This window comes from Kribbella sp. NPDC056951, assembly GCF_042674205.1.
Taxonomy (GTDB): domain Bacteria; phylum Actinomycetota; class Actinomycetes; order Propionibacteriales; family Kribbellaceae; genus Kribbella; species Kribbella yunnanensis.
Genome location: NZ_JBHUQZ010000001.1, coordinates 1,217,495 through 1,241,690, shown reverse-complemented (window position 1 = coordinate 1,241,690; position 24,196 = coordinate 1,217,495). Strand labels below are relative to the sequence as shown.

Below are 24,196 nucleotides of genomic sequence, written 5' to 3'. Positions count from 1 at the left end.
GGGGCTTCGCTCAGTTTCAGTGCTGGTACGACTTGCGCGGGCCGCTGTCGCGACGCGGGCCGTTGCTGTCCCGGCGCGGGCCACTGTTGCGGCGCGGGCCGCTGCTGCCGCCGCCGAAGCGACGACCGCCACCGCCACCGCGCTGCGGCTTCGGAGCGGGGAGCCGGACCGGGTAGCCGGACGGCGTCTTGCCGCCGGTCAGCTCGGTGACCAGCTCGTCGCCCGGACGGGCGCGGACCGGCTCGGCCTCGACACCCGCGGTCTCGGCCATCCGGATCATGCCCCGACGCTGGTGCGGCAGGAGCAGGGTGACAACCGCACCCTTGCCACCGGCGCGCGCCGTACGACCGGCGCGGTGCAGGTAGTCCTTGTGCTCAGCCGGCGGGTCAGCCTGAACGACCAGGCCGACATCGTCGACGTGGATACCACGCGCGGCGACATCCGTTGCCACCAGCACCGGAACCGAACCGTCCTTGAACTGGTCCAGCGTCCGGTTGCGGGCGCCCTGGGTCAGGCCACCGTGCAGGGCCGCGGCCATCACGCCACGGTCGCGCAGCTGGGTGGCGACGCGGTCGGCGCCCAGCTTGGTGCGGACGAAGACGATGGTGCGGCCGTCGCGGCTGGCCAGCTCGGCCGTCAGCGACTGCTTGTGACCCGGCTCGATGACGAGCAGGTGGTGCTCCATCGTGGAGACCGTGGCCTGGCCGGACTCGGTCGAGTGCGTGACCGGGTCCTTCAGGTAGGTCTTCACGATCGTGTCGACGTCGTTGTCCAGCGTCGCCGAGAACAGCAGGCGCTGGCCTTCCGGCGGGGTCATGTCCAGCAGCGTGGTGACGGCCGGCATGAAGCCCATGTCGCACATGTGGTCGGCCTCGTCGAGGATCGCGACCTCGACCGCGCCCAGATCGGCAGCGCCCTGCTCACACAGGTCGATCAACCGGCCAGGGGTGGCGATCAGCAGGTCGACGCCACGACGCAGCGACTCGATCTGCTTCGGGTAGGGCAGGCCACCGGCGATGAGCTTGAGCGACACGTTCATCACGTGGGCCAGCGGCTCGAGCGCGTCGTGGACCTGCATCGCGAGCTCGCGGGTCGGGACGAGGATCATCCCGCGCGGGCGGCGCGACTCGGTGTGGCCGCCAGAAAGACGCATCAGCGTCGGGAGGCCGAAGCTCAGGGTCTTGCCGGAGCCGGTCTGACCGCGGCCGAGAACGTCCTTGCCGGACAGCGCGTCCGGGATGGTCGCGGCCTGGATCGGGAACGGCGCGGTGATGCCGTCGCGGGCCAGTCGCTGCACGAGCCGCGGCGCGAGGCCGAGCGCGGCAAACTGGTTGTCCTCGGCAACGGTGCCCAGGTCCTCCGGCGCGACGTCCTGGCTCCGGGTGTCCTGATAGTTGGGTCGTTCACGGTTCACGTAGGGCTTGTCCTCACGACGCTGGTACGAGGGGCGCTCGTCACGCTGCTGGTACGACGGCCTGTCGTCCCGGCGCTGGTACGACGAACGGTCGTCGCGCTGCTGGTAGGTCGGCCGGTCGCCCCGCTGTGCGTAGGTCGGCCGGTCGTCACGCTTCTGGTACGACGGACGCTCGTCGCGCGACTGGTACGACGGCTTGTCGTCCCGGCGCTGGTACGACGGGCGGTCGCCCCGCGAGCGGTCGTCCCGCTGCTGGTACGACGGGCGGTCGCCCCGCGAGCGGTCGTCCCGCTGCTGGTACGACGGGCGCTCGTCCCGACGCTGGTACGACGAACGGTCGTCGCGCTGCTGGTACGACGGCTTGTCATCCCGACGCTGGTACGACGGCTTGTCGTCGCGGCGCTGGTAGGACGAGCGGTCATCGCGCTGCTGGTACTGCGGGCGGTCGCCCCGCGAGCGGTCGTCCCGCTGCGAGTAGGACGGCCGGTCGTCACGCTTCTGGTACGACGGACGCTCGTCCCGCGACTGGTACGACGGCTTGTCGTCCCGACGCTGGTACGACGAACGGTCGTCGCGCTGCTGGTAGGCCGGCCGGTCGTTGTCGCGGCGCGGCTGCGTGCTCCGGTCGGAGCGGTAGCCCTTGGCCGGCGGACGACGGTCGTCGCCACGCTGTCCACGGTCGGAGTACTGCGAGGGTCCGCCCCGACGCTCGGCGCGGTCGTCACGAGCTGCCGGTGCGGTGGAGGGGGTGTCACCCATCCGCTCGCCAAAAGACTGGTTCTGGAACTTCTTGTGCCGCGGCTTCTTCGAGGCCGCATCTTCCGGGTGGTGCTGAGTCACAATCTCTCTCTCGAAAATCGCGGACGACACCCCGAGTGGCCCGCGTGCAGAGGCCGGGCAGCCAAAAGCTGTCCGGTCTGAACATCAGGCAGGAGATAGGCATCGACCTGCGGGTGCTATCGCGTTGCACCCTCGGCGCCGGACTTTTCAGCGGGTGCTGAAACCGACGGGTCGGAGCGCCTGGAAAGAACTCTGGTGACGCGACTCGCGCACCGACACCTGACAAGTGTACAGGAAATGCCCTGCACCCCTGACCATGATGCCCGTCACCAGACCAGTGACAGAACTGGGCTGTCATCACAATTAAAGCGAGCTTGAGTTCTTGGTGTGCGGTTCTAGGGTGAAGGTATGGCGGAGGAGAACGTCCCGAGCAAGGACCACTGGCTGTCCATCGGGGAGATTGCTCATCGGTCCGGAGTGGCGGCGTCGGCACTGCGGTTCTACGAGGACCAGGGTCTGATCGGCTCCCGACGGACAGCCGGCAACCAGCGGCAGTACCAGCGCAGCACGCTCCGGCGGATCGCGTTCGTACAAGCGGCCCAACGGGTCGGCCTGGCCCTGGCCGAGATCCGCGAGGCGCTCGACTCCCTGCCTGACGACCGCACCCCCACCCGCTCCGACTGGAGCCGCCTGTCCAAGACGTGGCGCAGCCGCCTCGACGAGCGAATCCTCGAGCTCGAGCGCCTCCGCGACGACCTCGACGGCTGCATCGGCTGCGGCTGCCTCAGCCTGCAACGCTGCAACCTCTACAACAAGTCCGACCGCCTCGCCGAACGCGGCCCCGGCGCCCGAATCCTCAACGTCGGCATCCCCGGCGAGTAGTCACCGCCACCCCACAGTCATAGGTGGGCGGTTATGGAGGACATAGAACCGGGAGCGGGATTCGCGGGTTAACCCCCGAGTTCTTCGCGAATGCGTGCGGAAAATCGGCGGGCGGGGCAGGCTCGCGACTGTAGCGGCCAGTAGTCCGCTGGTTGCTTTCCGCCACTGATCCGGAGTGAGGCCCTCCCATGTCGCATCGCCGCATCCTGTCCTGTTTCGCGGGGCTCGCCGCCGCCGCGCTCGCCGTACCGGCTGTCGCCGCCGCGGCCCCCGCCCCTGCGGCACCGTCCGTGTCCACCGCCACCACGCGTGCGGCGTACACGGGGTCACCGCAGGACGAGGCCGCCACCAAGGCGTTCTACGACGCGGTCATGAAGTCCGCGCGCGCCAAGCAGGCCAAGGCCGCCAAGTCGGGTCAGAAGCTCGACGCGGTCACCGTCACGTACTCGGTGGACGCGCCCACCTTCGCGAGCCAGATCAGCCGTAGTACCCAGATCTGGAACTCGTCGGTCAGCAACGTCCAGCTCGTCGAGGGCAGCAACTACGACTTCTACTACACCGAGGGCAACGACTCCCGCGGTTCGTACGCCTCCACCGACGGCCACGGCAGCGGCTACATCTTCATCGACTACGCCCAGTCCAAGGAGTACGACTCCACCCGCATCACCGCCCACGAAACCGGCCACGTGCTCGGTCTGCCGGACCACTACTCCGGCCCGTGCTCGGAGCTGATGTCCGGCGGCGGCCCCGGCCCGTCCTGCACCAACCCCAACCCGGACGCCGCCGAGCGCAGCAAGGTCAACCAACTCTGGGCCAACGGCAAGACCGAGTCCCCCGCAGCCGCCTTCCACACCGCGCGCTGACCCACCCAGTCTCTCCGGCTCGACCATCCCGGCAGGGGGTAGGTCGAGCCGGAGTTTCTTTCCCCACGCACTACCGTGCCCCCGTGGAGTTCTCCGAGGCAGTCCGGCGCCGGCGCGGCGCTCTCGCTGCTCCTCCTCGCCGCGGTCGACGAAGGCATCGCGGCCGCGTTCATCGGTGGGGTCGACCACGAGCTGATCCGGGACCTGGTCGGCATGCCGTCGTCGTACATTCCGGTCGGCATCGCGCTCCTCGGGCACGAGGCGCCCGACGCCAAGCAGTACGGCGATGTTGCCGCGCGACCGCGGAAACGGCGGCCCTATAACGAAGTGGTTCATGAGAACACCTGGTGACGCCGGCCGACCGTAGTCTGACGAGATGCGTCGATGGGTGGGGATCTCGCTCGTGGTGGCCCTGGGTTTGGGGTGTCTGACGAGTTGTGGCGTGCCTGGGGGCGGCGTGTTCGGGATGCTCGCCGACGGGACGGCGGTTGTGCAGATGTGTGAGGGGCACATCGACGGGGCGACGCTTTATCTGACGGACCCGAGTGTGCCGGAGGGCGAGGAGCCGCACGACGAGATGATCGGCGAGTGGGTCGCCGATCCGTCCGTCACCGGGTTCTCGCAGTTCAGCCTGCAGGACGGTGGGAACGGGTGGACGCTGAAGGGTCGGCTGAAACCGCGCGACCCGGCGAAGCGGTACACGATCTACGGCTGGACCTACGACAACAGCTGGTCGGCCGCCCATCTCAACTTCAGCCAGGACGAGCTGGCGAAACTGAAGCCAGGCGAGCTGGTGAGCCTCCCCACCGACCTTCCGGAAGAAGACGTCGAGGTGCCGAACCGCGTCTGGACGCTGACGGAGTTCCAGGCCAAGGCGTGCGAGGTCTACTGACCGCAGGACATCGGACGTCCTACGACACGCCGTGGACGGGAGCCTCCAGGCGGTACGACGACCAAGACTGGTCGCATGCGATTTCGTGGGGTGCTGCTCGCGGTTCTGCTGATGATCACGGTCGGGCTGACAGTGCCGGCGTACGGCGTGGGTCTGGAAGGGAAGGCGATTCTGTCGCCGGGGACCGCGGGGTACTCCTGCTTCCGGATCCCGGCGTTGGTGACGGCATCCGACGGATCGCTGGTGTTGTTCGCGGAGGCGCGGAAGCCGACCTGCGGTGATACCGGGACGCACGATGTGGTGATGGTTCGGTCGACCGATCGAGGGCAGACCTGGAGTACGCCGAAGGTCGTGCACGCGGGCGTCGACGTGACCGCGCACAACCCGGCGCCGGTGGTCGACTCGCAGACCGGGCGCATCTCGTTGCTGACGACGCGGCAGTACGACACGGTCTGGGCGCAGTACAGCGAGGACAACGGCGTGAGCTGGACTGCGCCTCGCGAGATCACCGCGCAGGTGAAGTTGCCGACCTGGAAGGGGTACGCGACCGGACCTTCGCACGGGATCCAGCTCCGCCGCGGCGCCCACGCCGGCCGGCTTGTCGTCGGGACCCACTACACAACGACGGTCGGCGATCGGAAGGGTGGCGCGCTGGTCTACAGCGACGACGGCGGGCTCACCTGGGCGGTCGGCGCTCATGACGAGTCTGCTGATCCGGCGCTGCGGGTGCAGGAGTTGTCGGTCTTCGAACGGCCTGACGGTTCGCTGTTCGCGATGGCTCGGGACGAGAACGGCACCGACACTTCGTCGACCGTGGCCTCGGCGGTTTCGAGCGATTCCGGGGAGACGTTCTCGCAGGGCTTCCACGCCGGCGCGGCCGAACAGAGCCTCGCCGTACCGACTGTTCAGGCGTCAACGCTCGAACTGCGCGCCACCGATCAGGGCGACCGCTATAACCGCGTGCTGCTGGCCACGGAAACGCGCCAGGGCACAACCCGCGAGAACCTGACGATCCGCTCGACGTACAAGGGCGGTACCGAGTGGGTCGATCCGGGGGCCGGCGTCGTCATCTACAGCGGCATGGCGGCGTACACGGATATGACGCTGCTGGACGACAACACCGTCGGGCTCGCGTACGAGCGCGCGGCCAATTGGTCGCATGGGTACATCTGGTTCACGACGTTCACCGAGTCCGCGCTCGGGCTTCCGGATGGCAACACAACCGGCGTACCGACCACACCCGATGCCTCAGGCAACCATCTGCACGGCTTCCTGCGCGGGGGTTCGTCGACGGCGGGCCGGTTCGGTACGGCGCTTGCCCTCGATGGGACTGACGACTACGTCCAGCTTCCGTTCGCCGAGAAGCTTGCAGTTAGCAGCGGCGACTTCACGTGGACCGGGTGGTTCAACTACGGAGCCAGTACGGCGGATCAGCCGCTGCTGTGGGCGTACAACCAGGGCGACGTGTATTCGCAGCTCTGGTTGCGCGCCGAACCGTCGAAGAACCGCCTGCGGGCGCTCGCGCAGAGCGGCGAAACCGCTGTCACTCTGGCGACCGCCAAGGCCTACAACGACCGTGCCTGGCACCACTTCGCGCTTCGACGACAGGGGTCGACGTTCACGCTCTCCGTGGACGGCGGCATGGTTGCGACCAGCACCGCCGTACTGGGGTCGATCAGTCCGAAGCGGCCGTTCCAGATCCATCTGGGCCAGCGGCTGGATGGCGCGCAGAACCTCCGCGGTTCCCTCGACGACGTCCGCCTTTACGGCCGCGCGCTCACCGCTGCCGAGATCACGTCGCTGTATTCCAGCAACGCCACGACGATCCCCGACCTCCGCCTCCGCTACCCGTTCTAGCGGGCCGGGCCCGTGGTGTTGCGGACGACGAGCTCAGGACGGAACAGGAACTCGGTTTTCGGCGTGGCATGCCCGCGCACTTCTTCAAGCAGGGACTGTACGGCGGCCAACGCCATCGACTGGACGGGCTGGCGGATGGTGGTCATCGGCGGATCGGTGAATTCCATCATCGGCGCATCGTCGTACCCGACGACCGACAGATCCGTCGGGATGGTGAGCCCGCGCTGGCGGGCGGCGCGGATGACGCCGAGGGCCATCATGTCGGAGCCGCAGACGATGGCACTGGCACCCGCATCGAGGAGCGGCTGAGCGGCGGCCTGACCACCTTCGACACCGAACATGCTCAGTGAGACGAACGGGTCCAGGTCCTCGTCAGTGACGCCGAGCTGGGCCTTCATCGAGGTGCGGTAGCCGGCCAGTTTGCGCTGAACGACGATGAACCGCTCCGGCCCGGACGCGAACCCGATCCGACGGTGGCCGAGGGCAACCAAATGCGCGACCGCGAGCTCCATCGCCGCGTTGTCGTCCGACGAGACGAAGGGCGCTTGCACCTCGGGCAACCAGCCGTTCACGAACACCACGGGCAGTCGCCGCTCGACCAGCGACTGGTAGCGCTCATGGTCCGCGCCGGTATCCGCGTGCAACCCCGAGACGAAGATGATCCCCGAGACCCCGCGCTCGAGCAGCATCTCGACGTACTCCTCCTCTGTCGCACCGGAAGGAGACTGCGTGCAGAGGACGGGCGTGAAGCCGCGCTGCGAGAGCGCCGACTCGATCACCTGCGCGAACGCCGGAAAGATCGGGTTGATCAACTCCGGCATCACCAGGCCGATCAGCCCTGCCGATCGCCGCCGCAATCGCGTCGGCCGCTCGAACCCCAGTACGTCGAGGGCCGTCAGTACCGCCTGTTTCGTATCCTCCGCAACCCCCGGCTTGCCGTTCAGTACCCGAGAGACCGTCGCCTCACTGACCCCCGCCTTGGCCGCGATATCCGCCAGCCGCGCCCTATTGCTCACGGCGGAACCTTACCCACCTGTCCTTGACATTGCAGCAAGAAGTTGCAAGAACTTGCAGGCTGAGATTGTTCACAGGTGTCCACTTGGTGAACAGAATGGACAGCTCACACCCTGCATCCCTTGTCAGGAGGAGCGCGGGAGGCGAGGATAAGCGCACCCCCGCCCGGGGGCCTTTACTCGGATCGTCCGGCACGTTCCTGCCGGTGAAGGGATGTACCCAGTCATGGCTACTGTGTCTTTCAAGGCCGCCACCCGGATCTACCCCGGTGGTGACACCCCCGCCGTCGACAAGCTCAACCTCGAGATCGAGGACGGCGAATTCATGGTCCTCGTCGGCCCGTCCGGATGTGGCAAGTCCACCTCCCTGCGGATGCTGGCCGGCCTCGAAGAGGTCAACGAGGGCTCGATCTACATCGGCGACCGCGACGTCACGCACCGTCCGCCGAAAGAGCGCGACATCGCGATGGTGTTCCAGAACTACGCCCTCTACCCGCACATGTCGGTCGCGGACAACATGGGCTTCGCGCTGAAGATGCAGGGCGTCTCCAAGGAAGACCGCGCCAAGCGCGTCCAGGAGGCCGCCAAGCTGCTCGGCCTCGAGGAGTACCTGGACCGCAAGCCGAAGGCCCTGTCCGGTGGTCAGCGCCAGCGCGTCGCCATGGGCCGCGCCATCGTCCGTAACCCGCAGGTCTTCCTGATGGACGAGCCGCTGTCGAACCTCGACGCCAAGCTCCGCGTCCAGACCCGCACCCAGATCGCCGAACTCCAGCAGCGCCTCGGCGTCACCACGGTCTACGTCACCCACGACCAGGTCGAGGCCATGACGATGGGCGACCGCGTCGCCGTACTGAAGGACGGCCTGCTCCAGCAGGTCGACACCCCGCTGAACCTCTACGACAACCCGAAGAACAAGTTCGTCGCCGGCTTCATCGGCTCCCCCGCCATGAACCTGCTGACCGCCGAACTCGTCGACGGCGGCGCCAAGCTCGGCGACTACACCATCCCGGTCGCCCGCGACATCCTCGCCAAGGCCGGCTCCGACAAGACCGTCACCATCGGCGTCCGCCCGGAGGCCTTCAAGGTCTCCGACAACGGCCTCCCGGTCCACGTCGCCGTCATCGAAGAGCTGGGCGCCGACGCCTTCCTCTACGGCACCGCCGAGCACGACGGCAACCACCAGCAGATCGTCGCCAAGATCGGCGCCCGCATGAACGTCGAGAAGGGTTCCCTGATCCACCTCGAAGCCCAGCCCGACAAGCTCCACCTCTTCAGCACCTCCACCGAAGAGCGCCTCACCGCCTGATCTGTGTTATTCGCAAGGCCCCGGAGCTGTCGTCTCCGGGGCCTTCGCATATCCCCACCCCTGAACCACCTTCGCCCAGACGCGGTGTGGCCCGCGAGTGTGACCACCGTGCGATGGGTGATCCGGTGTGGCGTGGCGGACCGCCCACACTCACTAACTCCGCGCGGCCTACCTGGTTCACGCTCAGCACGGGGTGCGCGGGTGGCTCAAAAGCGGGTTGGACAGTGGCACAGGTCCGCCCCAGCGGCCGGATACTCACCCCACACCCACCCTCCGACCAGTACCAGCGGCTGGATCCACCGGCCGCCTGCGATTCGGTGCGGGCGGGTTGTCGGCCGGAGAACGATCGCGGCCGACCTGTTGGTGCAGGGGTGGGCTAATCACCTCGACACGAACTGCGTGCACGGGTGGGGTGACCACCCGTGCATCGCGCGTCAGTTGACGTCTCGGCGTTGGAAGATGGCGCCGGCTACTACGACTGCTACCAGGGTCAGGATGCCGAGGTACCAGGCTCCGTGTTCGAAGGTGAGGGTCTTCTCGATCGACTCGCAGTTGTAGTTGCCGTTGGCATCGGTTGCGCATTTGTTGAGGTAGTACTTGGTGTCGTGGAGGACGAAGGCGTCGAAGTTGCGGCCTAGGAGCCAGGGTTGCGCCTTCTGGAGGAAGGAGCCGAAGACACCTTCTACCAGGACGATGTAGCCCATCACGAGGCCGATCGCGGCCGCCGTGTGCCGCAGTACTAGGCCTACTACCGCACCGAGGACTGCGCCCATTGCCGTCGTGGTCACGACTCTGGAGACTGAGCCGGTGACGTTGCCCCAGTCAGTACCGGCGGTTGAGCCGAGCCCCGCGGTGATGAAGTACGCGCCCAGTGTCACGACGCCGGTGATCAGCACTCCGAGCGGGACGAACCACAGGCCGGCCGCGACGATCTTGCTGCCGTAGACCCGTAGCCGACGTGGTTCGAAGGTGAGCCAGTTGCCGATCGCGCCGGAACTGAACTCGGCCGCGACGAAGCTCGCGCCGATCAGGAAGGCGGCGAAGAGGAGGAAGTACGACGCTCCTTGCAGCAGGTTCGGGATCAGTTCCGCGAAGACTGCCTGCGGTTTGCCCCACTCGGTGATCTTCGGCTCTGGGTACGCACACATCTCGTCGATGGGCGGCTTCGAGCCCTGGATCTGGTCGTAGCTCTTGCGGCACTCGGCCTCGTTCTCGACATGATGCTCGACCCAGTCCTTGTGGGCCATCTCGAACTGCGTCTGGGCCGCCCGCTGCTCACCCTCGGACAGCGGCCGGGCCTCGCGCCAGGTCACGAACAGCAGGAACGCCGTGATCAGTACGACGCCTGCCACACCAATCATGGTGATTCGGCGCGCGGTCAGCCGGCGTAGTTCTACTGCGGTCAGGCGGATCACGCCAGCCCCTCCCCTGCGGTCAGCTCCAGGAACACCGACTCGAGGTCGGCCCGGATCGGGACCAGTTCGTTCACGTACAACTGCTGGTCGGCCAGGCGTTTGGTCAGCTCTGCGGGGTGTTCGACCCCGTCCACCAACAGGTAGTTGCCATCGGCCCGGACCACGAGCCCGGCGGCGGTCAGTACCCGGGTTGCCGCCTCGCGGTCGGCGACACCGACCTTGACGGTGGTCGTCGTACCGCCACCGATCACTTCGGCGACCGTGCCGGAGGCGAGCAAGCGGCCGTGGCCGATGATCGAGACGGTGTCGGCGACCTGCTCGACCTCGGCCAGGATGTGGCTGCTGACCAGGACGGTCTTGCCCTGGTCGCCGAGACCGCGCATGGTTTCGCGGATCTCGCGGATGCCGGCCGGGTCGAGGCCGTTGGTCGGCTCGTCGAAGATCAGCAGGTCGGGGTCCTTGAGCAGGGTGGCCGCGATCGCGAGTCGCTGCTTCATACCGAGCGAGTAGCCCTTGAAGCGGTCCTTGCCGCGCTCGGCCAGTGACGTCTGCTCGAGCACCTCGGCGACGCGCTGCTTCGGCGCCCCGATGGCTGCGGCGAGCAACTCCAGGTTCTTGCGGCCACTGAACGCCGGGAAGAACTTCGGCGACTCGACGATCGCCCCGACCCGCCCGACCACCTCCGGAAGCCGAGCCGGTACCGGCCGGTCGAAGACTGTCATGGTGCCGGCGTCGGCCCGGATCAGCCCGAGCAGCATCCGGATCGAGGTGGTCTTCCCGGAACCATTGGGGCCCAGGAAGCCGTGCACACCCCCGACCGGCACATCCAGGTCGAGCCCCTGCACCGCCACTACCTTGCGGCCGCGCCGCGTCCGGTACGTCTTGCGCAGACCGCGCGTACTGATCGCCAGGTCAGGCATGCCACCCCTCTCACGTCGTTCCCCCGATGAGGGGACGAACATCTTTGCAGAGGAAGACTCCACCGGCGGGCGTTTGGTTGATCTCTCGCCCGATTGAGTCGTGTGGTCCAATATTGAATGGATACTGTCGACCATCGAAGGAGCTCGTCGTGACCACCCGACCCCCGCTACCGCCCTTCACCCGGGAGACCGCCGTACAGAAGGTGCGCGCCGCGGAGAACGCCTGGAACAACCAGGATCCGGAGGCCGTCTCGCTCGCCTACACGCCAGACACGTACTGGCGGAACCGGGACACCTTCGTCGCCGGCCGGGCCGAGGTGGTTGCCTTCCTCACCCAGAAGTGGGCACGCGAACTGGACTACCGGCTGATCAAGGAGCTGTGGGCGTTCACCGACGACCGGATCGCCGTACGGTTCGTCTATGAGTCCCGGAACGCCGACGGACAGTGGTACCGCTCGCACGGCAACGAGAACTGGGAGTTCGACGAGAACGGGCTGATGCGGGTACGGCGGGCGAGTATCAACGACCAGCTGATCTCCGAGTCCGAGCGGCTGTTCCACTGGGACGCTCCCGGTCCGCGTCCGGACGATCACCCAGGGCTCATCGAACTGGGACTGTGACCCAATACCCCCTACCGGTATCCCTCAAGGACTTGCGTCGGATACCTCTAGGGGGTACTTTTTTGCCTGTCGACATACCCCATAGGGGTAGCAAGTGCGAGCAAAGGATCCGCCGATGACCGAAGAGCACGTTCACGGATACACGTCCGAGAAGTCCAGCCACCTGAAGCGGCTGCGGCGGATCGAGGGCCAGATTCGCGGTCTGCAGCGGATGGTCGAGGAGGACAAGTACTGCATCGACATCCTGACCCAGGTGTCGGCGGCCACCAAGGCGCTGCAGTCGTTCTCGCTCGAGCTGCTCGACGAGCACCTGTCGCACTGCGTGGTCGAGGCCGCGCAGAAGGGCGGCGCGGAGGCCGAGGAGAAGGTTCGCGAAGCCTCCGACGCGATCGCCCGCCTGGTTCGTAGCTAACTTCGAAGGAGACCGATATGACCACCACGACCTACTCCGTCACCGGGATGACCTGCGGGCACTGCACGTCCGCCGTCACCGAGGAGCTCACCAAGCTGGACGGTGTCACCGAGGTGAAGATCGACCTGAACGCCGGCGGCACCTCCGCCGTCCACGTGACCAGCGCCGCAGCGCTCGATGAGACCGCCGTACGCGAGGCCGTCGACGAGGCGGGCTACGAACTGGCCCCAGCACCTGGCGCCACAGCATGACCCGGGCCGTCGCGCTCCGGCTCGGCGTGTTCGCCGGTGCGCTCGCGCTCGCCTTCGCGGCGGCGTTCGCGATCGGCTCGGCCGTCGACCCGATCGCGGCGGCCGACCCCGCCCCACCCGCCGGTATGGCGGACATGGGCGGAGCGCACGGTGGCGGACACAGCGAGTCGAGTGGGCAGCTGCCCGGGCTCGCGGTGTCCGATGCCGGCTACACGTTCGCACCGGAGTCGACGTTCTTCACCGCGAACAGCAAGACAGTACTGCGATTCACGATCAAGGGTCCGGACGGGAAGCCGGTCACCAGTTACACCCCGACCCACGAGAAGGATCTGCACCTGATCGTCGTACGACGGGATCTGTCCGGGTTCCATCACATTCACCCGACGCGCGATGCGGGCGGCACGTGGTCGATTCCGTTCACCTTCACCGCCGGTGGCACCTGGCGTTTGTACGCCGACTTCCAGCCGGCCGGGTTCGATCGCACCCTGACGCTCGGGACCGATGTGAACGTGTCCGGGCTGTACATCTCAGTCCCGCTGAACGAGCCGGCCAGTAGCTACAGCGTGCACGAGTACGACGTGACGCTGGCCGGGACCCCGGTTGCGGGGAAGGAGTCCGAGCTGACGTTCCGGGTCAGCAGCGGTGGCAAGCCGGTCACCGACCTGCAGCCTTATCTCGGGGCGTTCGGGCACCTGGTCTCGCTGCGCAGCGGCGACCTCGCCTACCTGCACAACCATCCGGCGCAACATGCCGAGGCGGGGATGAAGGGCGGGCCGGAGATCAAGTTCGGCACCACCTTCCCGACCGCCGGGACGTACCGGTTGTTCCTGGACTTCCAGCACGCGGGCGCGGTCCACACGGCCGAGTTCACGGTGCAGGTTGGCGGCGACGGCAAGCCGATCGTGCCGCCCACCGTGGTGCCGTCGGACCCGTCGCATGAAGAAACCCCGCACGGTCACTGAGAGGAGAGCAGTAACCATGAGTCAATCCGTTGAACTCGTCATCGGTGGCATGACCTGCGCCTCCTGTGCGATGCGGGTCGAGAAGAAGTTGAACCGGATGGACGGTGTCACCGCGACCGTCAACTACGCCACCGAGAAGGCCAAGGTGACGTACGACGAGGGTGTCACCACCGACGATCTGGTCGCGACCGTGGAGAAGACCGGCTACACCGCCGCGCTTCCGGCTGCCGAAGTTGCCGAGAGCAATGAAAACGACGAGCTCCGGCCGTTGCGCGAACGACTGATCGCGAGCGCCGTGCTCGCCGTACCGGTGATTGCCTTCGGCATGATTCCGGCGCTGCAGTTCAACTTCTGGCAGTGGGCCTCGCTGACGCTGGCCTTCCCGGTCGTGACGTGGGCGGCCTGGCCGTTCCACAAGGCCGCCTGGACGAACCTGCGGCACGGCGCGGCCACGATGGACACGTTGATCTCGGTCGGCGTGCTGGCCGCCTTCGGCTGGTCGCTGTATGCGCTGTTCCTCGGCTCGGCCGGTGAGCCTGGGATGACGATGCCGTTCACGCTCATCCCGTCGCGCGGTGGCGGCGCCGAGGAGATCTACCTCGAGGTCGCCGCCGGCGTGACGACCTTCATCCTTGCTGGTCGGTACTTCGAGGCTCGGGCCAAGCGGCGTTCCGGCGCTGCTCTGCGCGCGCTGCTGGAGCTCGGCGCGAAGGACGTTGCCGTACTGCGAGATGGCGTCGAGACGCGGATTCCGGCCGAGCAGCTGACGGTCGGCGACGAGTTCGTCGTCCGGCCGGGCGAGAAGATCGCGACCGACGGGATTGTCGTCACTGGCAGCAGTGCGGTCGACGCGTCGATGCTGACCGGCGAGTCGGTACCGGTCGAGGTCGGTGCGGGCGATGCCGTCGTCGGTGCGACCGTGAACGCGGGCGGCCGGCTCGTGGTCCGCGCGACCAGGGTCGGTGGGGACACTCAGCTGGCGCAGATGGCGCGGCTCGTCGAGGACGCTCAGAACGGGAAGGCCGCCGTACAACGGCTTGCGGATCAGGTGTCCGGGGTGTTCGTACCGGTCGTGATCGGGCTGGCGCTGGCCACGCTCGGCTTCTGGCTGGGCAACGGTTCGCCGGTCGAGGTCGCGTTCACCGCGGCGGTCGCCGTACTGATCATTGCCTGCCCTTGTGCCCTTGGGTTGGCCACGCCGACCGCGCTTCTGGTCGGAACTGGGCGGGGCGCGCAACTCGGCATCCTGATCAAGGGTCCCGAGGTGCTCGAATCCACGCGTCGCGTGGACACCGTCGTACTGGACAAGACTGGGACTGTGACCACGGGCCGGATGGAGCTGGTCGACGTACTGCTGGCTCCTGATCAGGACCGCAGTGAGGTACTGCGCTTGGCCGGAGCGCTGGAGCATTCCAGCGAACACCCGATCGCACAGGCCGTCGCCCGAGCCGCACTGGCTGCCGGCAAGCTCCCCGAGGTCGAGGACTTCGGCAACGTCGAAGGCCTCGGAGTCCAAGGCATCGTCGACGGCCACGCGGTCCTGGTCGGCCGCACCCAACTTCTGGAGGAGTGGAGCCAACACCTCCCCGCCGAGCTCGCCCACGCCAAGGAACACGCCGAGGCCGAAGGCAGCACCGCAGTAGCCGTCGGCTGGGACGGCCAAGCGAGAGCCGTCTTGGTAGTCGCCGACACGGTGAAGCCAACGTCGACCCAAGCCATCAAGGACCTGAAGGCCCTAGGCCTCCGCCCGGTCCTGCTCACCGGCGACAACGAAGCCGTCGCCCAGAAGGTCGCAGCCGAGGTCGGCATCGACGAGGTCATTGCCGAGGTCCTCCCCGCCGGCAAGGTCGACGCAGTAAAGAAGCTCCAAGGCGAAGGCCGCGTAGTCGCCATGGTCGGCGACGGCGTGAACGACGCTGCCGCCCTGGCCCAAGCCGACCTAGGCCTCAGCATGGGCACCGGCACCGACGTAGCCATCGAAGCCAGCGACCTAACGTTGGTCCGCGGTGACCTGCGGGCGGCCGCCGACGCCATCCGCCTGGCCCGAAGCACCCTCCGCACCATCCGAGGCAACCTCTTCTGGGCCTTCGCCTACAACGTAGCCGCCATCCCGCTAGCCGCCGCCGGTCTCCTCAACCCCATGCTCGCCGGCGCCGCCATGGCCCTCAGCTCCGTCTTCGTAGTCTCCAACAGCCTCCGTCTCCGCCGCTTCCGACCCCTCACCTGACGGCGTTTGGCGGTCTGGGTCAGCGGATCCAGGCGGTGGTGTCGGGTGGGAGTTGGCCGTTGTCGAGGGGGGTGCTGGTGAGGAGGAGGTCCTGGTACGGCGGGAGGTCGATCGGGTCGGGGGTGAGGTTGGTGATGCTGGTGAGGGACTCGCGGTGGAAGGACAGGACGCCGGGCCGAGACTCCAGCCAGGTGAGGGATCCGTCGCCCAGGTGGTGGCGGCGGAGGGTTAGGGCGTTGCGGTAGAGGGCGAGCATGGAGTTCTGGTCGGCTTGCTGGGACTCGACTGTGAGGTTTTTCCAGTCGGCGGGTTGGGGGAGCCAGGGGGTGCCGGTGCCGAAGCCGAAGGGGGGTTCTTTGGCGGACCAGGGGAGGGGGACTCGGCAGCCGTCGCGGCCTCGGTCGGTGCCGTTGGAGCGGGCGAAGATGGGGTCCTGCAACAACTCGTCGGGCAGGTCCTCGACCTCGGGGAGGCCTAGTTCTTCGCCTTGGTAGACGTAGACGGCGCCGGGGAGGGCCATGGCCAGGAGGGCGGCTGCTCGGGCTCGGCGTTCGCCTAGGGCTAGGTCGGTGTGCATGCCGTGTTTGCGGTCCTGGTGGGAGAACGATGTGTCGGGGCGGCCGTACTTGGTGACGGGGCGGGTTACGTCGTGGTTCGAGAGGACCCAGGTGGGTGGGGCGCCGATGGGGATGTGGGTGGCGAGGGTGAGGTCGACCGAGGCTCGGAGTTCGGCGGCTTCCCAGGGGCGGGAGAGGAAGTCGAAGTTGAACGCGGTGTGCATCTCGTCGGGGCGGAGGTAGAGGGCGAAGCGTTCCTGGTCGGGCATCCACATTTCGCCGACGAGGAAGCGGCCGTCGTACGAGTCGGTGATGCGGCGCCATTCGCGGTACACGTCGTGGACCTCGTCGTGGTCGGTGTAGGACTCCTCGACACTGTCCAGGTCCTTGAACAGTACGGCGGCGCTGTCGATCCGGATGCCGTCGACGCCGCGGTCCAGCCAGAACCGGAGGATGTCGTGGAACTCCTCGACCACCTCGGGGTTGCGCCAGTTGAAGTCTGGTTGCTCGGGGGCGAACAGGTGCAGGTACCACTCCCCGTCCGGGACCTGCGTCCACGCCGGGCCGGCGAAGATCGACTGCCAGTCGTTGGGTGGCTGATCGCCGCGGCCTTCCCGAAAGATGAAGCGCTCGCGCTCGGGTGATCCCGGGCCGGCCTGCAGGGCTTGGACGAACCAGTCCTGCTGGTCGGAGCCGTGGTTCGGGACGATGTCGATGATGGTGCGGATGTTCAGTGCGTGGGCCTCGGCGATGTAGGCCTCGGCCTCGGCCAGCGTGCCGAAGGCGGGATCGATCGCGCGGTAGTCGGCGACGTCGTACCCGCCGTCGGCCATCGGGGACGGGTACCAGGGGTTGAGCCAGATCGCGTCGACGCCGAGCTCGGCCAGGTACGGCAGCCGCGCGCGCAGGCCGGCGAGGTCGCCGATCCCGTCACCGTTGCCGTCGGCAAAGCTGCGCAGGTAGACCTGGTAGATCGCTGCGCCACGCCACCATTCGTCGGCCATCGAAGCTCCTTATCCTTTGAGGGAACCGGCCGTGAGGCCGGCCATGATGCTGCGCTGGAACACGAAGAAAACCAGGATGGTCGGCAGGCTGGCGATCACCAGCGACGCGATCAGGACGTTCTGCGGCATCTGCGCGGACAGCGACGCGATACCGACGCTGATCGACATCTTGTCGGTCTCCGGCAGCACCAGCAGCGGCCAGACGAAGTCCTTCCAGACCGTCACCACGGACAGGATCGAGACCACGCCGAGGATCGGCCGCGACACCGGCAGCACGATCGACCAGAGGATCCGCATCGGCGACGCGCCGTCGATCTCGGCCGCCTCCAGCAGTTCCTTCGGGATCGAGTCGAAGAACCGCTTGAGCAGGAACACGAAGAATCCGTTCGCTGCCGCCGGCAACCAAATCGCCCAGGGGGTGTTGAGCAGATCGAGGTGCAGGATCGGCAGATCCTTGGCCACCAGGTACGTCGGCAGCAAGAGCACCATCGGCGGGATCATCAACGTGGCCAGCATCAGCGCGAGAACCACCTTGCCGAACATCGGCCGGAGTTTCGACAACGCGTACGCCGCCGTCACGTCGACTGCCAGCGTGAACAGCCACGCGCCGCCGGCGTACAGGGCGGTGTTCTTCAGGAAGACACCGAGCTGCAGCTGGTTCCAGGCCTCGACGTACACGCCGAAATCGAAATTCGAAGGGAAGAAACTCGGTGGGATCTGCGCCAGCTCGTCGGGTGACTTCAGCGCGCCGGTGATCATCCAGTACAGCGGGAACACGAACGCGCCGGTGAAACCGACCACGGTGATCGTCAACACGGACCAATAGAGCACGCGTCCACGTGAGGTCTGCAAGGCCAGCGGGGATACCAAAGTTCTCATCGCTCCGCCTCCCGGGAGATGCGCAGGTAGATCGCGGAGAACACCATCAGCACGATCATCAGCATCAGGCCGAGTGCGCTACCGCCGCCGAAGTCACCGAAGTTGAAGGCGTACTGGTACATCAGGTAGGCGACCGTGACGGTCGCGTTCTCCGGACCGCCGCCGGTGAGCAGGTACGGCTCGATGAAGACCTGCATGGTGGCGACGACCTGCAGGAGCAGCATCACCAAGAGAATCAGCTTGGTCTGCGGGATCGTCACGTGCCAAACCCGCCGGAATAGCCCGGCTCCGTCGAGTTCGGCGGACTCGTAGAGATCACCGGGGATGCTCTGCAACGCGGCCAGGTAGATGAGAGTGCCGGTACCGAGGTTCATCCAGGTCGACACGAGCACGAGGCTGATGAGCGCCGTACTGGTCGAGTCCAGCCAGCTCAGTGCCGGCAGGCCGACTGCCCCCAGCACCTGGTTGAACAGGCCGGCTCCCGGGTCGTAGAACCACTTGAACAGCAGTACGGCGACAGCCGGGGGCAGCATCACCGGCAGGTAGACGACGAAGCGCAGATACGCCTTCGCGTGCTTGAGTTCGTTGAGCACGACCGCGAGCACGAACGGTACGGCGTACCCGACGACCAGCGCGAGCCCGCTGAAGACCGCGGTGTTCAGCCAGGCCTGCCGGAACGCCGGATCCTCGATGACGTTGCGGAAGTTGTCGAACCCGACCCACTTCCCCGGGTCCACGAAGTTGTTCTCCTGGAAGCTGAGAATCACTTCCCGGATCATCGGATACCAGGAGAACAAGGCGAAACAGATCAGTGCACCGCAGAGAAACCCGTACGCCGTGAGGTTCCGCCCGATGCTTCGTTTCAGGGCACCGTGGTCATCAGGGCGCGGGCCCGCCGCCCTCAGAGGCTGAGGACGGCGTACCCGCTCTTGGGTGACAGTCATTACGTGTTCTTCGCCAGGATCTTGTTGGCCTTGGACTCGGCGTCGCTGAGCAGCTTGTCGATATCAGCGTCCTGACGAGTCAGTACGGCGGACATCGCGACGTCGAGGACGGCGTACAGCTCCTGGGCCTTCGGCGGCTCGAGTTTGTTGGTGATCGTGGACTGCGCGGTCATGTACGGCGTGAAGTGGTCGACCGGGACCGTGGCGAACTGCTTGCGCAGGGCAACGATTTCCTTCCCGGCGGCCGAGTCGCCGTACAGGTCCGGGATCGGCAGACCGACCGGGCGGCCCTGTTCCTTGGCACGGGCGTAGTTGAACTGGCCCTGACCCGGCGTGAGTTCGTGGAACTCGAGCCAGAGCAGACCGGCCTTGATCTTCTCCGGCGACGCCTTCGGGTTGAACATGTAGCCGTCACCACCGCTCAGCGACGACTTGCCCTCGGACTCCGGTACGGCGGTCACTCCGTAGTCCTCGAACTTGCCCTGGAAGTCGTTGTTCACCGACTGCACGACGTCCGGTGCGCCGATCATCATGCCGAGCTTGCCCGAACCCATCATGCGCATCAGGTCCTCCCATTGCAGCAACTGCTTGCTGCCCATGGAGTTGTCGTTCCAGCGCATCGTCTTCAGGTTCTCGAGAACCGCCTTGCCCTCGGGGCTGTTGAACGCGGCGGTCTTGCCGTCGTCGCCGACCATCGAGCCGCCGCGGGCGTACAGCGACGCGGCGAAGTGCCAGCCGCCGGTGTTGCCTGCGGAGTACTCACCGAAGCCGACGTACCCGGCGCCGAGACCGGCGATCTTCTTGGCCGCGGCCTGTACGTCGGCCCACGTCTTCGGCGGGCTGTCCGGGTCGAGCCCGGCCTGGGTGAACAGCTTGCGGTTGTAGACCAGGCCCATGTTGTAGTTGTTGCGCGGCAGTCCGTAGGTCTTGTCCTCGGATTTGAAGACACCCTGGACATCGGGGCGCAACTCCTTGGCGGCTTTGACGTCCCCGACGTACTGGCTGATGTCGGCGGCCTGACGGGCCTTGATGATCTTCTGCACGTCGGTGTAGTAGACGTAGAACACGTCCTCCTGGGTGCCGCCGGCCAGCTTCGCCTGGAAGGTGTCCGGGTTGATGCAGGGGAACGCGTCCTTGCTCTCGATGGTGATGTTCGGGTGCAGTTTCTGGAACGCGGCGACGTCGGCGTCCCAGCCCTCCCGCTCCTTCGGATTGCTCTTCGGCGGCTGACAGCCGACCGTGATCGTGACCGGTCCGCCGGAGCCCTGAGCCCCCGGCTTGTCGTCCCCCGAGCCGCAGGACACGGCCCCCAGCCCGAGTCCCGCTACCAGCAGCAGGCTGAGCCCGCGGCGCCTTGTCGTCATGTTGAACCCTCTCCCTCGACTCTGCGCCACACCGTAGGGTTGTCGACACATGAACGCAATACTTCAAGAGAAGATTGCAAAAACGTGACTAGAGTGCGCCTGGACGTGCGAACGCCCCGTCCACCTGGGGTGAACGGGGCGCTACAGGTAGTGAGAGCTAGGTGCGGGCGCGGGCAGTGGAAGCCCGTACGACGAGCTCCGGCTCGAAGAGGAGTTCGTCGGCCGCGACGGCGGCTCGCTCGATCAGCGCCATCAGCATCTCGACGGCCGCCCGGCCCATCGCGTCGATGGGCTGCCGGACGGTGGTCAGTGGCGGGTCGGTGCAGTTCATCATCGCGGAGTCGTCGTACCCGATCACCGAGACATCGCCGGGTACGTCGAGACCGGCCCGCCGTACGGCGCGGATGACGCCGAGCGCGAGGATGTCGCTGGCGCAGACGATGCCGGTGACGCCGGCCGCGACCAGCCGGCTGCCCGCGGCATGACCACCCTCGAGCGAGAACATCGTGTGCTCGACCAGCTTCGGATCCGCCTCCTCGGAGGCGAGGAACGCGGCCAGCTTGCGCCGCGACGGGATGTGGTCACGCGGGCCGAGAACCATGCCGATCCGCTGATGTCCCAGCGTGCGCAGGTGTCCGATCGCCATCTCCGCGGCGACCGTGTCGTCGGTCGAGACCTGCGGGAAGCCGAGGTGGTCGACCGCTGCGTTCACCAGGACGGTCGGCAGCTTCCGCTCCTGGATCAGCTCGTAATGACCGTGCGGCGCGTCCGCCTGCGAGTAGAACCCTCCGGCGAATACCACCCCCGAGACCTGCTGCTGCAGGAGCAGGTCGACGTAGTCCGCCTCGGACACGCCACCGACCGTCCGGGTGCAGAGCAAGGACGTGAAACCTTGCTGCGCCAACGCTCCCCCGACGACCTCGGCGAACGCCGGGAAGATCGGATTCTGCAACTCCGGCAAGACCAGCCCGACCAGCCGGGCCCGGTCGCCGCGCAGCTGGGTCGGACGCTCATAACCCAGTACGTCGAGCGCCGTGAGCACCGCTTCCCGGGTCGCCTCGGACACTCCGGGCTTGCCGTTCAGCACCCGGCTCACGGTGGCCTCGCTGACGCCGACCTTCTTGGCCACCTCTGCAAGTCGTCGTGTCATGACGCAAACTCTACGCCCGATCACGCAATTTCTTGCAACGACTTGCGCTCGATGGAACCGACTGTCTGAGAGGTCAGGTTGCTGACAGACTGGGCTCGTGCCTCGCTTCGTCGCCACCCGTCCGGACACCGGTCTGCTGTCACTCCCGTGGGACGTCCCGCTGGAGGACTGGCCCGAGGAGCAGCTGGTCGCGCTGCCCCGCGGTATCTCGCGGCACGTGGTCCGGTTCGTCCGGGTCAACGGCACGGTCTATGCGATCAAGGAGGTGCTCGAGCACCTCGCCCTGCACGAGTACCGGCTGCTCCGCGACCTGGAGCGCCTCGAGTCGCCCTCGGTCGAGCCGGTCGGCGTCATCACCGACCGGGTGGACCGCGATGGCGAGCCGATCGACTCGATCCTGATCACCCGGCACCTGCAGTTCTCACTCCCGTACCGCGCTCTGTTCTCCAGCACGCTGCGTCCGGACACCGTGAACCGGCTGATCGACGCCCTGGTCGCGCTGATCGTCCGACTGCACCTGCTCGGCTTCTTCTGGGGCGACTGCTCGCTGTCCAACACACTGTTCCGCCGGGACGCGGGCGCGTTCGCGGCGTACCTGGTGGACGCCGAGACCGGTGAGCTGCACCAGGAGATCTCCAGCGGTCAGCGCGCACACGACCTCTACACCGCCGAGATCAACCTGTTCGGCGAGCTGCTCGACCTGCAGGAGGGCGGTCTGCTCGACGAGTCGCTCGACCCGCAGGAGATCGTGCAGACGATCCAGGACCGGTACGAGGCGCTCTGGGCGGAGCTGACCGCCCCCGAGGAGTTCGCCACCGACGAGATGCACCGGCTGGACTCGCGGATCCGGCGGCTCAACGAGCTCGGCTTCGACGTCGCCGAGATCGACATCATCACCGACTGGGACGGCAGCCAGGTCCGCATCCAGCCGAAGGTCGTGGACGCCGGCCACCATACCCGCCGCCTGATCCGGCTCACCGGCCTCGACGTCGAAGAGAACCAGGCCCGCCGCCTACTCAACGACCTCGACTCGTACGCCGCCTCCACCGACCAGCAGAACGAGGACGAGGAGATCGTCGCCCACGAGTGGCTCACCGACGTCTTCGAACCGGTCGTCCGCCTGGTACCGCGCGACCTGAAGCGCAAACTCGAGCCCGCCGAGGTCTTCCACGAGGTCCTCGAACACCGCTGGTTCCTCTCCGAGGAAGCCGGCCACGAGGTCGACACGATGGAAGCCGCCCGCTCATACGTCGAGGACGTCCTGAGCTCCAAGCCCGACGAGAAGCTCGCCCTACCGACCGCACCGGACAATCCCTAAGCGTCTACCAGCAGCATGCTCGGGAGCGGCCGCCCTGCCTGATATCTGGCAGGCTTGCCATATATCAGGCAGATCTGCCAGAATTTTGGCACCTGAGGAAGGTGGCCGCATGCTCCTACAAGATCCGTTCGGCGTCATCCACACAGCCGCGGACGGGCGAATCCTGCAGGTGCTCGCTCGCGCGGATACCTGGTTCGGTATTGCTCAGGTGTGGGAGCTGTCGGGCATCAGCAGCCGGGACCAGGTGCGTCGAGCCCTCGCCCGGCTGGCGGCGGATGGCATCCTCGACGAGGAGCGCGTTGCGTCGATGTACCGGTACCGCCTCAATCAGGAGCATCTCCTGGCCGGACCTCTCCAGGAGATCTCCACGACACGCGAGCGTTTCCTCGGGCAACTCACGTCGACCTTGGGTTCGTGGCCGGACTTGGTCTACGCGGCCTTGTTCGGCTCGGCAGCCCGCAACGACATGCGCCCAGGCAGCGACGTAGACATCTTCCTGGTGCGATCCGACGACGCACTCTTCAGGGACATCACCGACGAGGCCTGGGACGAACGCGTCCTGGCGCTGGAATATCACGTCTCACGGTGGACCGGGAATTCGTCCAACGTGCTCCACCTCCGTGAGTCAGAGGTCCGGGTCGCGGGGGACATCGACGCGCTCGCCAACGTCCGAAGGGAAGGTATCCCGTTGGTCGGCGACAAGGTGTGGCTCGTGAAGGCGTTGCACCACGGCGGGACCGCAGGATGAGCGGACGCACAAATCGATGCAGCGCCGCCGATCGGCGTGGCCGAATGCACGTGGCCGAGCAGTTCCACACGGCAGCAGGACTCATTGAGGAGTTCACCGGAGACCCGGCCGAGGACACGATCAACAATGCGTACGTAACCCTGTGCGTCCACGCCGGCATCGCGTCCGCAGACGTGATCTGCTGCGCTCGATTGGGCGAGTACTCACGGGGAGAGGACCACAAAGAGGCTGTCGCACTTCTGTCCAAGGTCGACAAATCCCTGGGCACGATTCTTGCCAGACTCCTGGCGCTCAAGACGCCGGCTGGATACCAGCCACGGACGGTATCCCGGCAGCATGTGACTACCGCCGGTCGGCAGGCGGACCAGCTGATCGCCGCTGCACGTGCCGCTGGCTGACGAGCTCGGCGGAACAACTC

At 66.8% G+C, this 24,196-nt stretch carries 23 protein-coding genes; 14 read left to right on the top strand and 9 right to left on the bottom strand.

The features are described 5' to 3' along the window. Positions 1 to 16 precede the first annotated feature (16 nt). Positions 17 to 2,254 carry a DEAD/DEAH box helicase gene (locus ACFTSF_RS05870; protein WP_380152698.1) on the bottom strand — a complete coding sequence of 746 codons (2,238 nt, stop codon included), beginning with the start codon at positions 2,252 to 2,254 and terminating at the stop codon, positions 17 to 19. 348 nt (positions 2,255 to 2,602) lie between these two features. On the opposite strand from ACFTSF_RS05870, the gene soxR reads away from it, so the two are divergent. From soxR to ACFTSF_RS05845, 5 genes are all read left to right on the top strand, one after another. Further along, positions 2,603 to 3,076 (top strand): redox-sensitive transcriptional activator SoxR, encoded by a 474-nt coding sequence (gene soxR, locus ACFTSF_RS05865; RefSeq protein ID WP_344159787.1) that lies wholly within the window; start codon positions 2,603 to 2,605, stop codon positions 3,074 to 3,076. A 188-nt stretch (positions 3,077 to 3,264) separates the two neighbouring features. Then, a complete protein-coding gene (gene snpA, locus ACFTSF_RS05860; RefSeq protein WP_380152697.1) occupies positions 3,265 to 3,939 on the top strand; it encodes a snapalysin in 675 nt (224 codons plus the stop codon). Between the two features lie 75 nt (positions 3,940 to 4,014). Continuing rightward, a complete protein-coding gene (locus ACFTSF_RS05855) occupies positions 4,015 to 4,290 on the top strand; it encodes a nitroreductase family protein (RefSeq protein WP_380152696.1) in 276 nt (91 codons plus the stop codon). Positions 4,291 to 4,315: 25 nt separating this feature from the next. Beyond that, positions 4,316 to 4,831: a hypothetical protein gene (locus tag ACFTSF_RS05850; RefSeq protein WP_380152695.1), complete on the top strand. Its 516-nt coding sequence runs from the start codon at positions 4,316 to 4,318 to the stop codon at positions 4,829 to 4,831. Between the two features lie 75 nt (positions 4,832 to 4,906). Beyond that, complete coding sequence (locus tag ACFTSF_RS05845) at positions 4,907 to 6,688, top strand: exo-alpha-sialidase (RefSeq protein ID WP_380152694.1); 1,782 nt, start codon at positions 4,907 to 4,909, stop codon at positions 6,686 to 6,688. Here the strand turns inward: ACFTSF_RS05845 and ACFTSF_RS05840 are convergent. After that, complete coding sequence (locus ACFTSF_RS05840; RefSeq protein ID WP_344159772.1) at positions 6,685 to 7,704, bottom strand: LacI family DNA-binding transcriptional regulator; 1,020 nt, start codon at positions 7,702 to 7,704, stop codon at positions 6,685 to 6,687. The two genes, ACFTSF_RS05845 and ACFTSF_RS05840, sit on opposite strands and share 4 nt — an antisense overlap. Before the next feature lie 223 nt (positions 7,705 to 7,927). Between ACFTSF_RS05840 and ACFTSF_RS05835 the strand changes: the two genes are divergently transcribed. Further along, positions 7,928 to 9,007, top strand: a complete 1,080-nt coding sequence (locus ACFTSF_RS05835; protein WP_344159768.1) for a sn-glycerol-3-phosphate ABC transporter ATP-binding protein UgpC — start codon at positions 7,928 to 7,930, stop codon at positions 9,005 to 9,007. A 434-nt stretch (positions 9,008 to 9,441) separates the two neighbouring features. On the opposite strand, the gene ACFTSF_RS05830 is transcribed toward ACFTSF_RS05835, so the two are convergent. Continuing rightward, positions 9,442 to 10,422, bottom strand: a complete 981-nt coding sequence (locus ACFTSF_RS05830) for an ABC transporter permease subunit (RefSeq protein ID WP_344159765.1) — start codon at positions 10,420 to 10,422, stop codon at positions 9,442 to 9,444. Next, positions 10,419 to 11,342: an ATP-binding cassette domain-containing protein gene (locus ACFTSF_RS05825; RefSeq protein WP_344159761.1), complete on the bottom strand. Its 924-nt coding sequence runs from the start codon at positions 11,340 to 11,342 to the stop codon at positions 10,419 to 10,421. The genes ACFTSF_RS05830 and ACFTSF_RS05825 overlap by 4 nt, the downstream gene beginning before the upstream one ends. Before the next feature lie 149 nt (positions 11,343 to 11,491). Here ACFTSF_RS05825 and ACFTSF_RS05820 point away from each other — a divergent pair, with 149 nt between their 5' ends. From ACFTSF_RS05820 to ACFTSF_RS05800, 5 genes are all read left to right on the top strand, one after another. Next, positions 11,492 to 11,962: a DUF1348 family protein gene (locus ACFTSF_RS05820; RefSeq protein ID WP_380152693.1), complete on the top strand. Its 471-nt coding sequence runs from the start codon at positions 11,492 to 11,494 to the stop codon at positions 11,960 to 11,962. A 115-nt stretch (positions 11,963 to 12,077) separates the two neighbouring features. Continuing rightward, the gene (locus tag ACFTSF_RS05815) at positions 12,078 to 12,374 is read left to right on the top strand and encodes a metal-sensitive transcriptional regulator (RefSeq protein ID WP_376028048.1); all 297 of its coding nucleotides are present in this window, start codon (positions 12,078 to 12,080) and stop codon (positions 12,372 to 12,374) included. 17 nt (positions 12,375 to 12,391) lie between these two features. After that, positions 12,392 to 12,625, top strand: a complete 234-nt coding sequence (locus ACFTSF_RS05810) for a heavy-metal-associated domain-containing protein (RefSeq protein ID WP_380152692.1) — start codon at positions 12,392 to 12,394, stop codon at positions 12,623 to 12,625. Continuing rightward, positions 12,622 to 13,587, top strand: a complete 966-nt coding sequence (locus tag ACFTSF_RS05805) for a hypothetical protein (protein ID WP_380152691.1) — start codon at positions 12,622 to 12,624, stop codon at positions 13,585 to 13,587. The genes ACFTSF_RS05810 and ACFTSF_RS05805 overlap by 4 nt, the downstream gene beginning before the upstream one ends. A gap of 16 nt (positions 13,588 to 13,603) precedes the next feature. Next, positions 13,604 to 15,814, top strand: coding sequence for a heavy metal translocating P-type ATPase (locus ACFTSF_RS05800; protein ID WP_380152689.1), 2,211 nt, complete (start codon positions 13,604 to 13,606; stop codon positions 15,812 to 15,814). 19 nt (positions 15,815 to 15,833) lie between these two features. Here ACFTSF_RS05800 and ACFTSF_RS05795 read toward each other — a convergent pair whose 3' ends face one another. From ACFTSF_RS05795 to ACFTSF_RS05775, 5 genes are all read right to left on the bottom strand, one after another. Further along, positions 15,834 to 17,375: a glycoside hydrolase family 13 protein gene (locus ACFTSF_RS05795; protein ID WP_380152688.1), complete on the bottom strand. Its 1,542-nt coding sequence runs from the start codon at positions 17,373 to 17,375 to the stop codon at positions 15,834 to 15,836. Between the two features lie 9 nt (positions 17,376 to 17,384). Continuing rightward, positions 17,385 to 18,254 carry a carbohydrate ABC transporter permease gene (locus ACFTSF_RS05790; protein ID WP_344159738.1) on the bottom strand — a complete coding sequence of 290 codons (870 nt, stop codon included), beginning with the start codon at positions 18,252 to 18,254 and terminating at the stop codon, positions 17,385 to 17,387. After that, positions 18,251 to 19,033, bottom strand: coding sequence for a carbohydrate ABC transporter permease (locus ACFTSF_RS05785; RefSeq protein WP_380152686.1), 783 nt, complete (start codon positions 19,031 to 19,033; stop codon positions 18,251 to 18,253). Before ACFTSF_RS05785 ends, ACFTSF_RS05790 begins: the two co-directional genes overlap by 4 nt. A gap of 164 nt (positions 19,034 to 19,197) precedes the next feature. Continuing rightward, positions 19,198 to 20,562, bottom strand: a complete 1,365-nt coding sequence (locus ACFTSF_RS05780; RefSeq protein WP_380152685.1) for an ABC transporter substrate-binding protein — start codon at positions 20,560 to 20,562, stop codon at positions 19,198 to 19,200. Between the two features lie 157 nt (positions 20,563 to 20,719). Beyond that, positions 20,720 to 21,712: a LacI family DNA-binding transcriptional regulator gene (locus ACFTSF_RS05775; protein ID WP_380152684.1), complete on the bottom strand. Its 993-nt coding sequence runs from the start codon at positions 21,710 to 21,712 to the stop codon at positions 20,720 to 20,722. Positions 21,713 to 21,809: 97 nt separating this feature from the next. Here ACFTSF_RS05775 and ACFTSF_RS05770 point away from each other — a divergent pair, with 97 nt between their 5' ends. The 3 genes from ACFTSF_RS05770 to ACFTSF_RS05760 all read left to right on the top strand — a co-directional run bounded on the left by ACFTSF_RS05770 (position 21,810) and on the right by ACFTSF_RS05760 (position 24,176). Then, the gene (locus tag ACFTSF_RS05770; protein WP_380152683.1) at positions 21,810 to 23,030 is read left to right on the top strand and encodes a DUF4032 domain-containing protein; all 1,221 of its coding nucleotides are present in this window, start codon (positions 21,810 to 21,812) and stop codon (positions 23,028 to 23,030) included. A gap of 109 nt (positions 23,031 to 23,139) precedes the next feature. Then, the gene (locus ACFTSF_RS05765) at positions 23,140 to 23,778 is read left to right on the top strand and encodes a nucleotidyltransferase family protein (RefSeq protein ID WP_380152682.1); all 639 of its coding nucleotides are present in this window, start codon (positions 23,140 to 23,142) and stop codon (positions 23,776 to 23,778) included. A 50-nt stretch (positions 23,779 to 23,828) separates the two neighbouring features. Then, positions 23,829 to 24,176 carry a hypothetical protein gene (locus tag ACFTSF_RS05760; protein WP_380152681.1) on the top strand — a complete coding sequence of 116 codons (348 nt, stop codon included), beginning with the start codon at positions 23,829 to 23,831 and terminating at the stop codon, positions 24,174 to 24,176. The last annotated feature ends 20 nt before the right edge of the window (positions 24,177 to 24,196 follow it).

What these genes read in the sequence shown, in the direction of transcription:
- ACFTSF_RS05810 (WP_380152692.1), top strand. Translation starts at nt 12,392, where the DNA reads ATGACCACCACGACCTACTCCGTCACCGGGATGACCTGCGGGCACTGC.
- snpA (WP_380152697.1), top strand. Translation starts at nt 3,265, where the DNA reads ATGTCGCATCGCCGCATCCTGTCCTGTTTCGCGGGGCTCGCCGCCGCC.
- ACFTSF_RS05765 (WP_380152682.1), top strand. Translation starts at nt 23,140, where the DNA reads ATGCTCCTACAAGATCCGTTCGGCGTCATCCACACAGCCGCGGACGGG.
- ACFTSF_RS05815 (WP_376028048.1), top strand. Translation starts at nt 12,078, where the DNA reads ATGACCGAAGAGCACGTTCACGGATACACGTCCGAGAAGTCCAGCCAC.
- ACFTSF_RS05850 (WP_380152695.1), top strand. Translation starts at nt 4,316, where the DNA reads ATGCGTCGATGGGTGGGGATCTCGCTCGTGGTGGCCCTGGGTTTGGGG.
- soxR (WP_344159787.1), top strand. Translation starts at nt 2,603, where the DNA reads ATGGCGGAGGAGAACGTCCCGAGCAAGGACCACTGGCTGTCCATCGGG.
- ACFTSF_RS05805 (WP_380152691.1), top strand. Translation starts at nt 12,622, where the DNA reads ATGACCCGGGCCGTCGCGCTCCGGCTCGGCGTGTTCGCCGGTGCGCTC.
- ACFTSF_RS05785 (WP_380152686.1), bottom strand. Translation starts at nt 19,033, where the DNA reads ATGATCCGGGAAGTGATTCTCAGCTTCCAGGAGAACAACTTCGTGGAC.
- ACFTSF_RS05835 (WP_344159768.1), top strand. Translation starts at nt 7,928, where the DNA reads ATGGCTACTGTGTCTTTCAAGGCCGCCACCCGGATCTACCCCGGTGGT.
- ACFTSF_RS05825 (WP_344159761.1), bottom strand. Translation starts at nt 11,342, where the DNA reads ATGCCTGACCTGGCGATCAGTACGCGCGGTCTGCGCAAGACGTACCGG.
- ACFTSF_RS05800 (WP_380152689.1), top strand. Translation starts at nt 13,604, where the DNA reads ATGAGTCAATCCGTTGAACTCGTCATCGGTGGCATGACCTGCGCCTCC.
- ACFTSF_RS05790 (WP_344159738.1), bottom strand. Translation starts at nt 18,254, where the DNA reads ATGAGAACTTTGGTATCCCCGCTGGCCTTGCAGACCTCACGTGGACGC.
- ACFTSF_RS05780 (WP_380152685.1), bottom strand. Translation starts at nt 20,562, where the DNA reads ATGACGACAAGGCGCCGCGGGCTCAGCCTGCTGCTGGTAGCGGGACTC.
- ACFTSF_RS05795 (WP_380152688.1), bottom strand. Translation starts at nt 17,375, where the DNA reads ATGGCCGACGAATGGTGGCGTGGCGCAGCGATCTACCAGGTCTACCTG.
- ACFTSF_RS05845 (WP_380152694.1), top strand. Translation starts at nt 4,907, where the DNA reads ATGCGATTTCGTGGGGTGCTGCTCGCGGTTCTGCTGATGATCACGGTC.
- ACFTSF_RS05775 (WP_380152684.1), bottom strand. Translation starts at nt 21,712, where the DNA reads ATGACACGACGACTTGCAGAGGTGGCCAAGAAGGTCGGCGTCAGCGAG.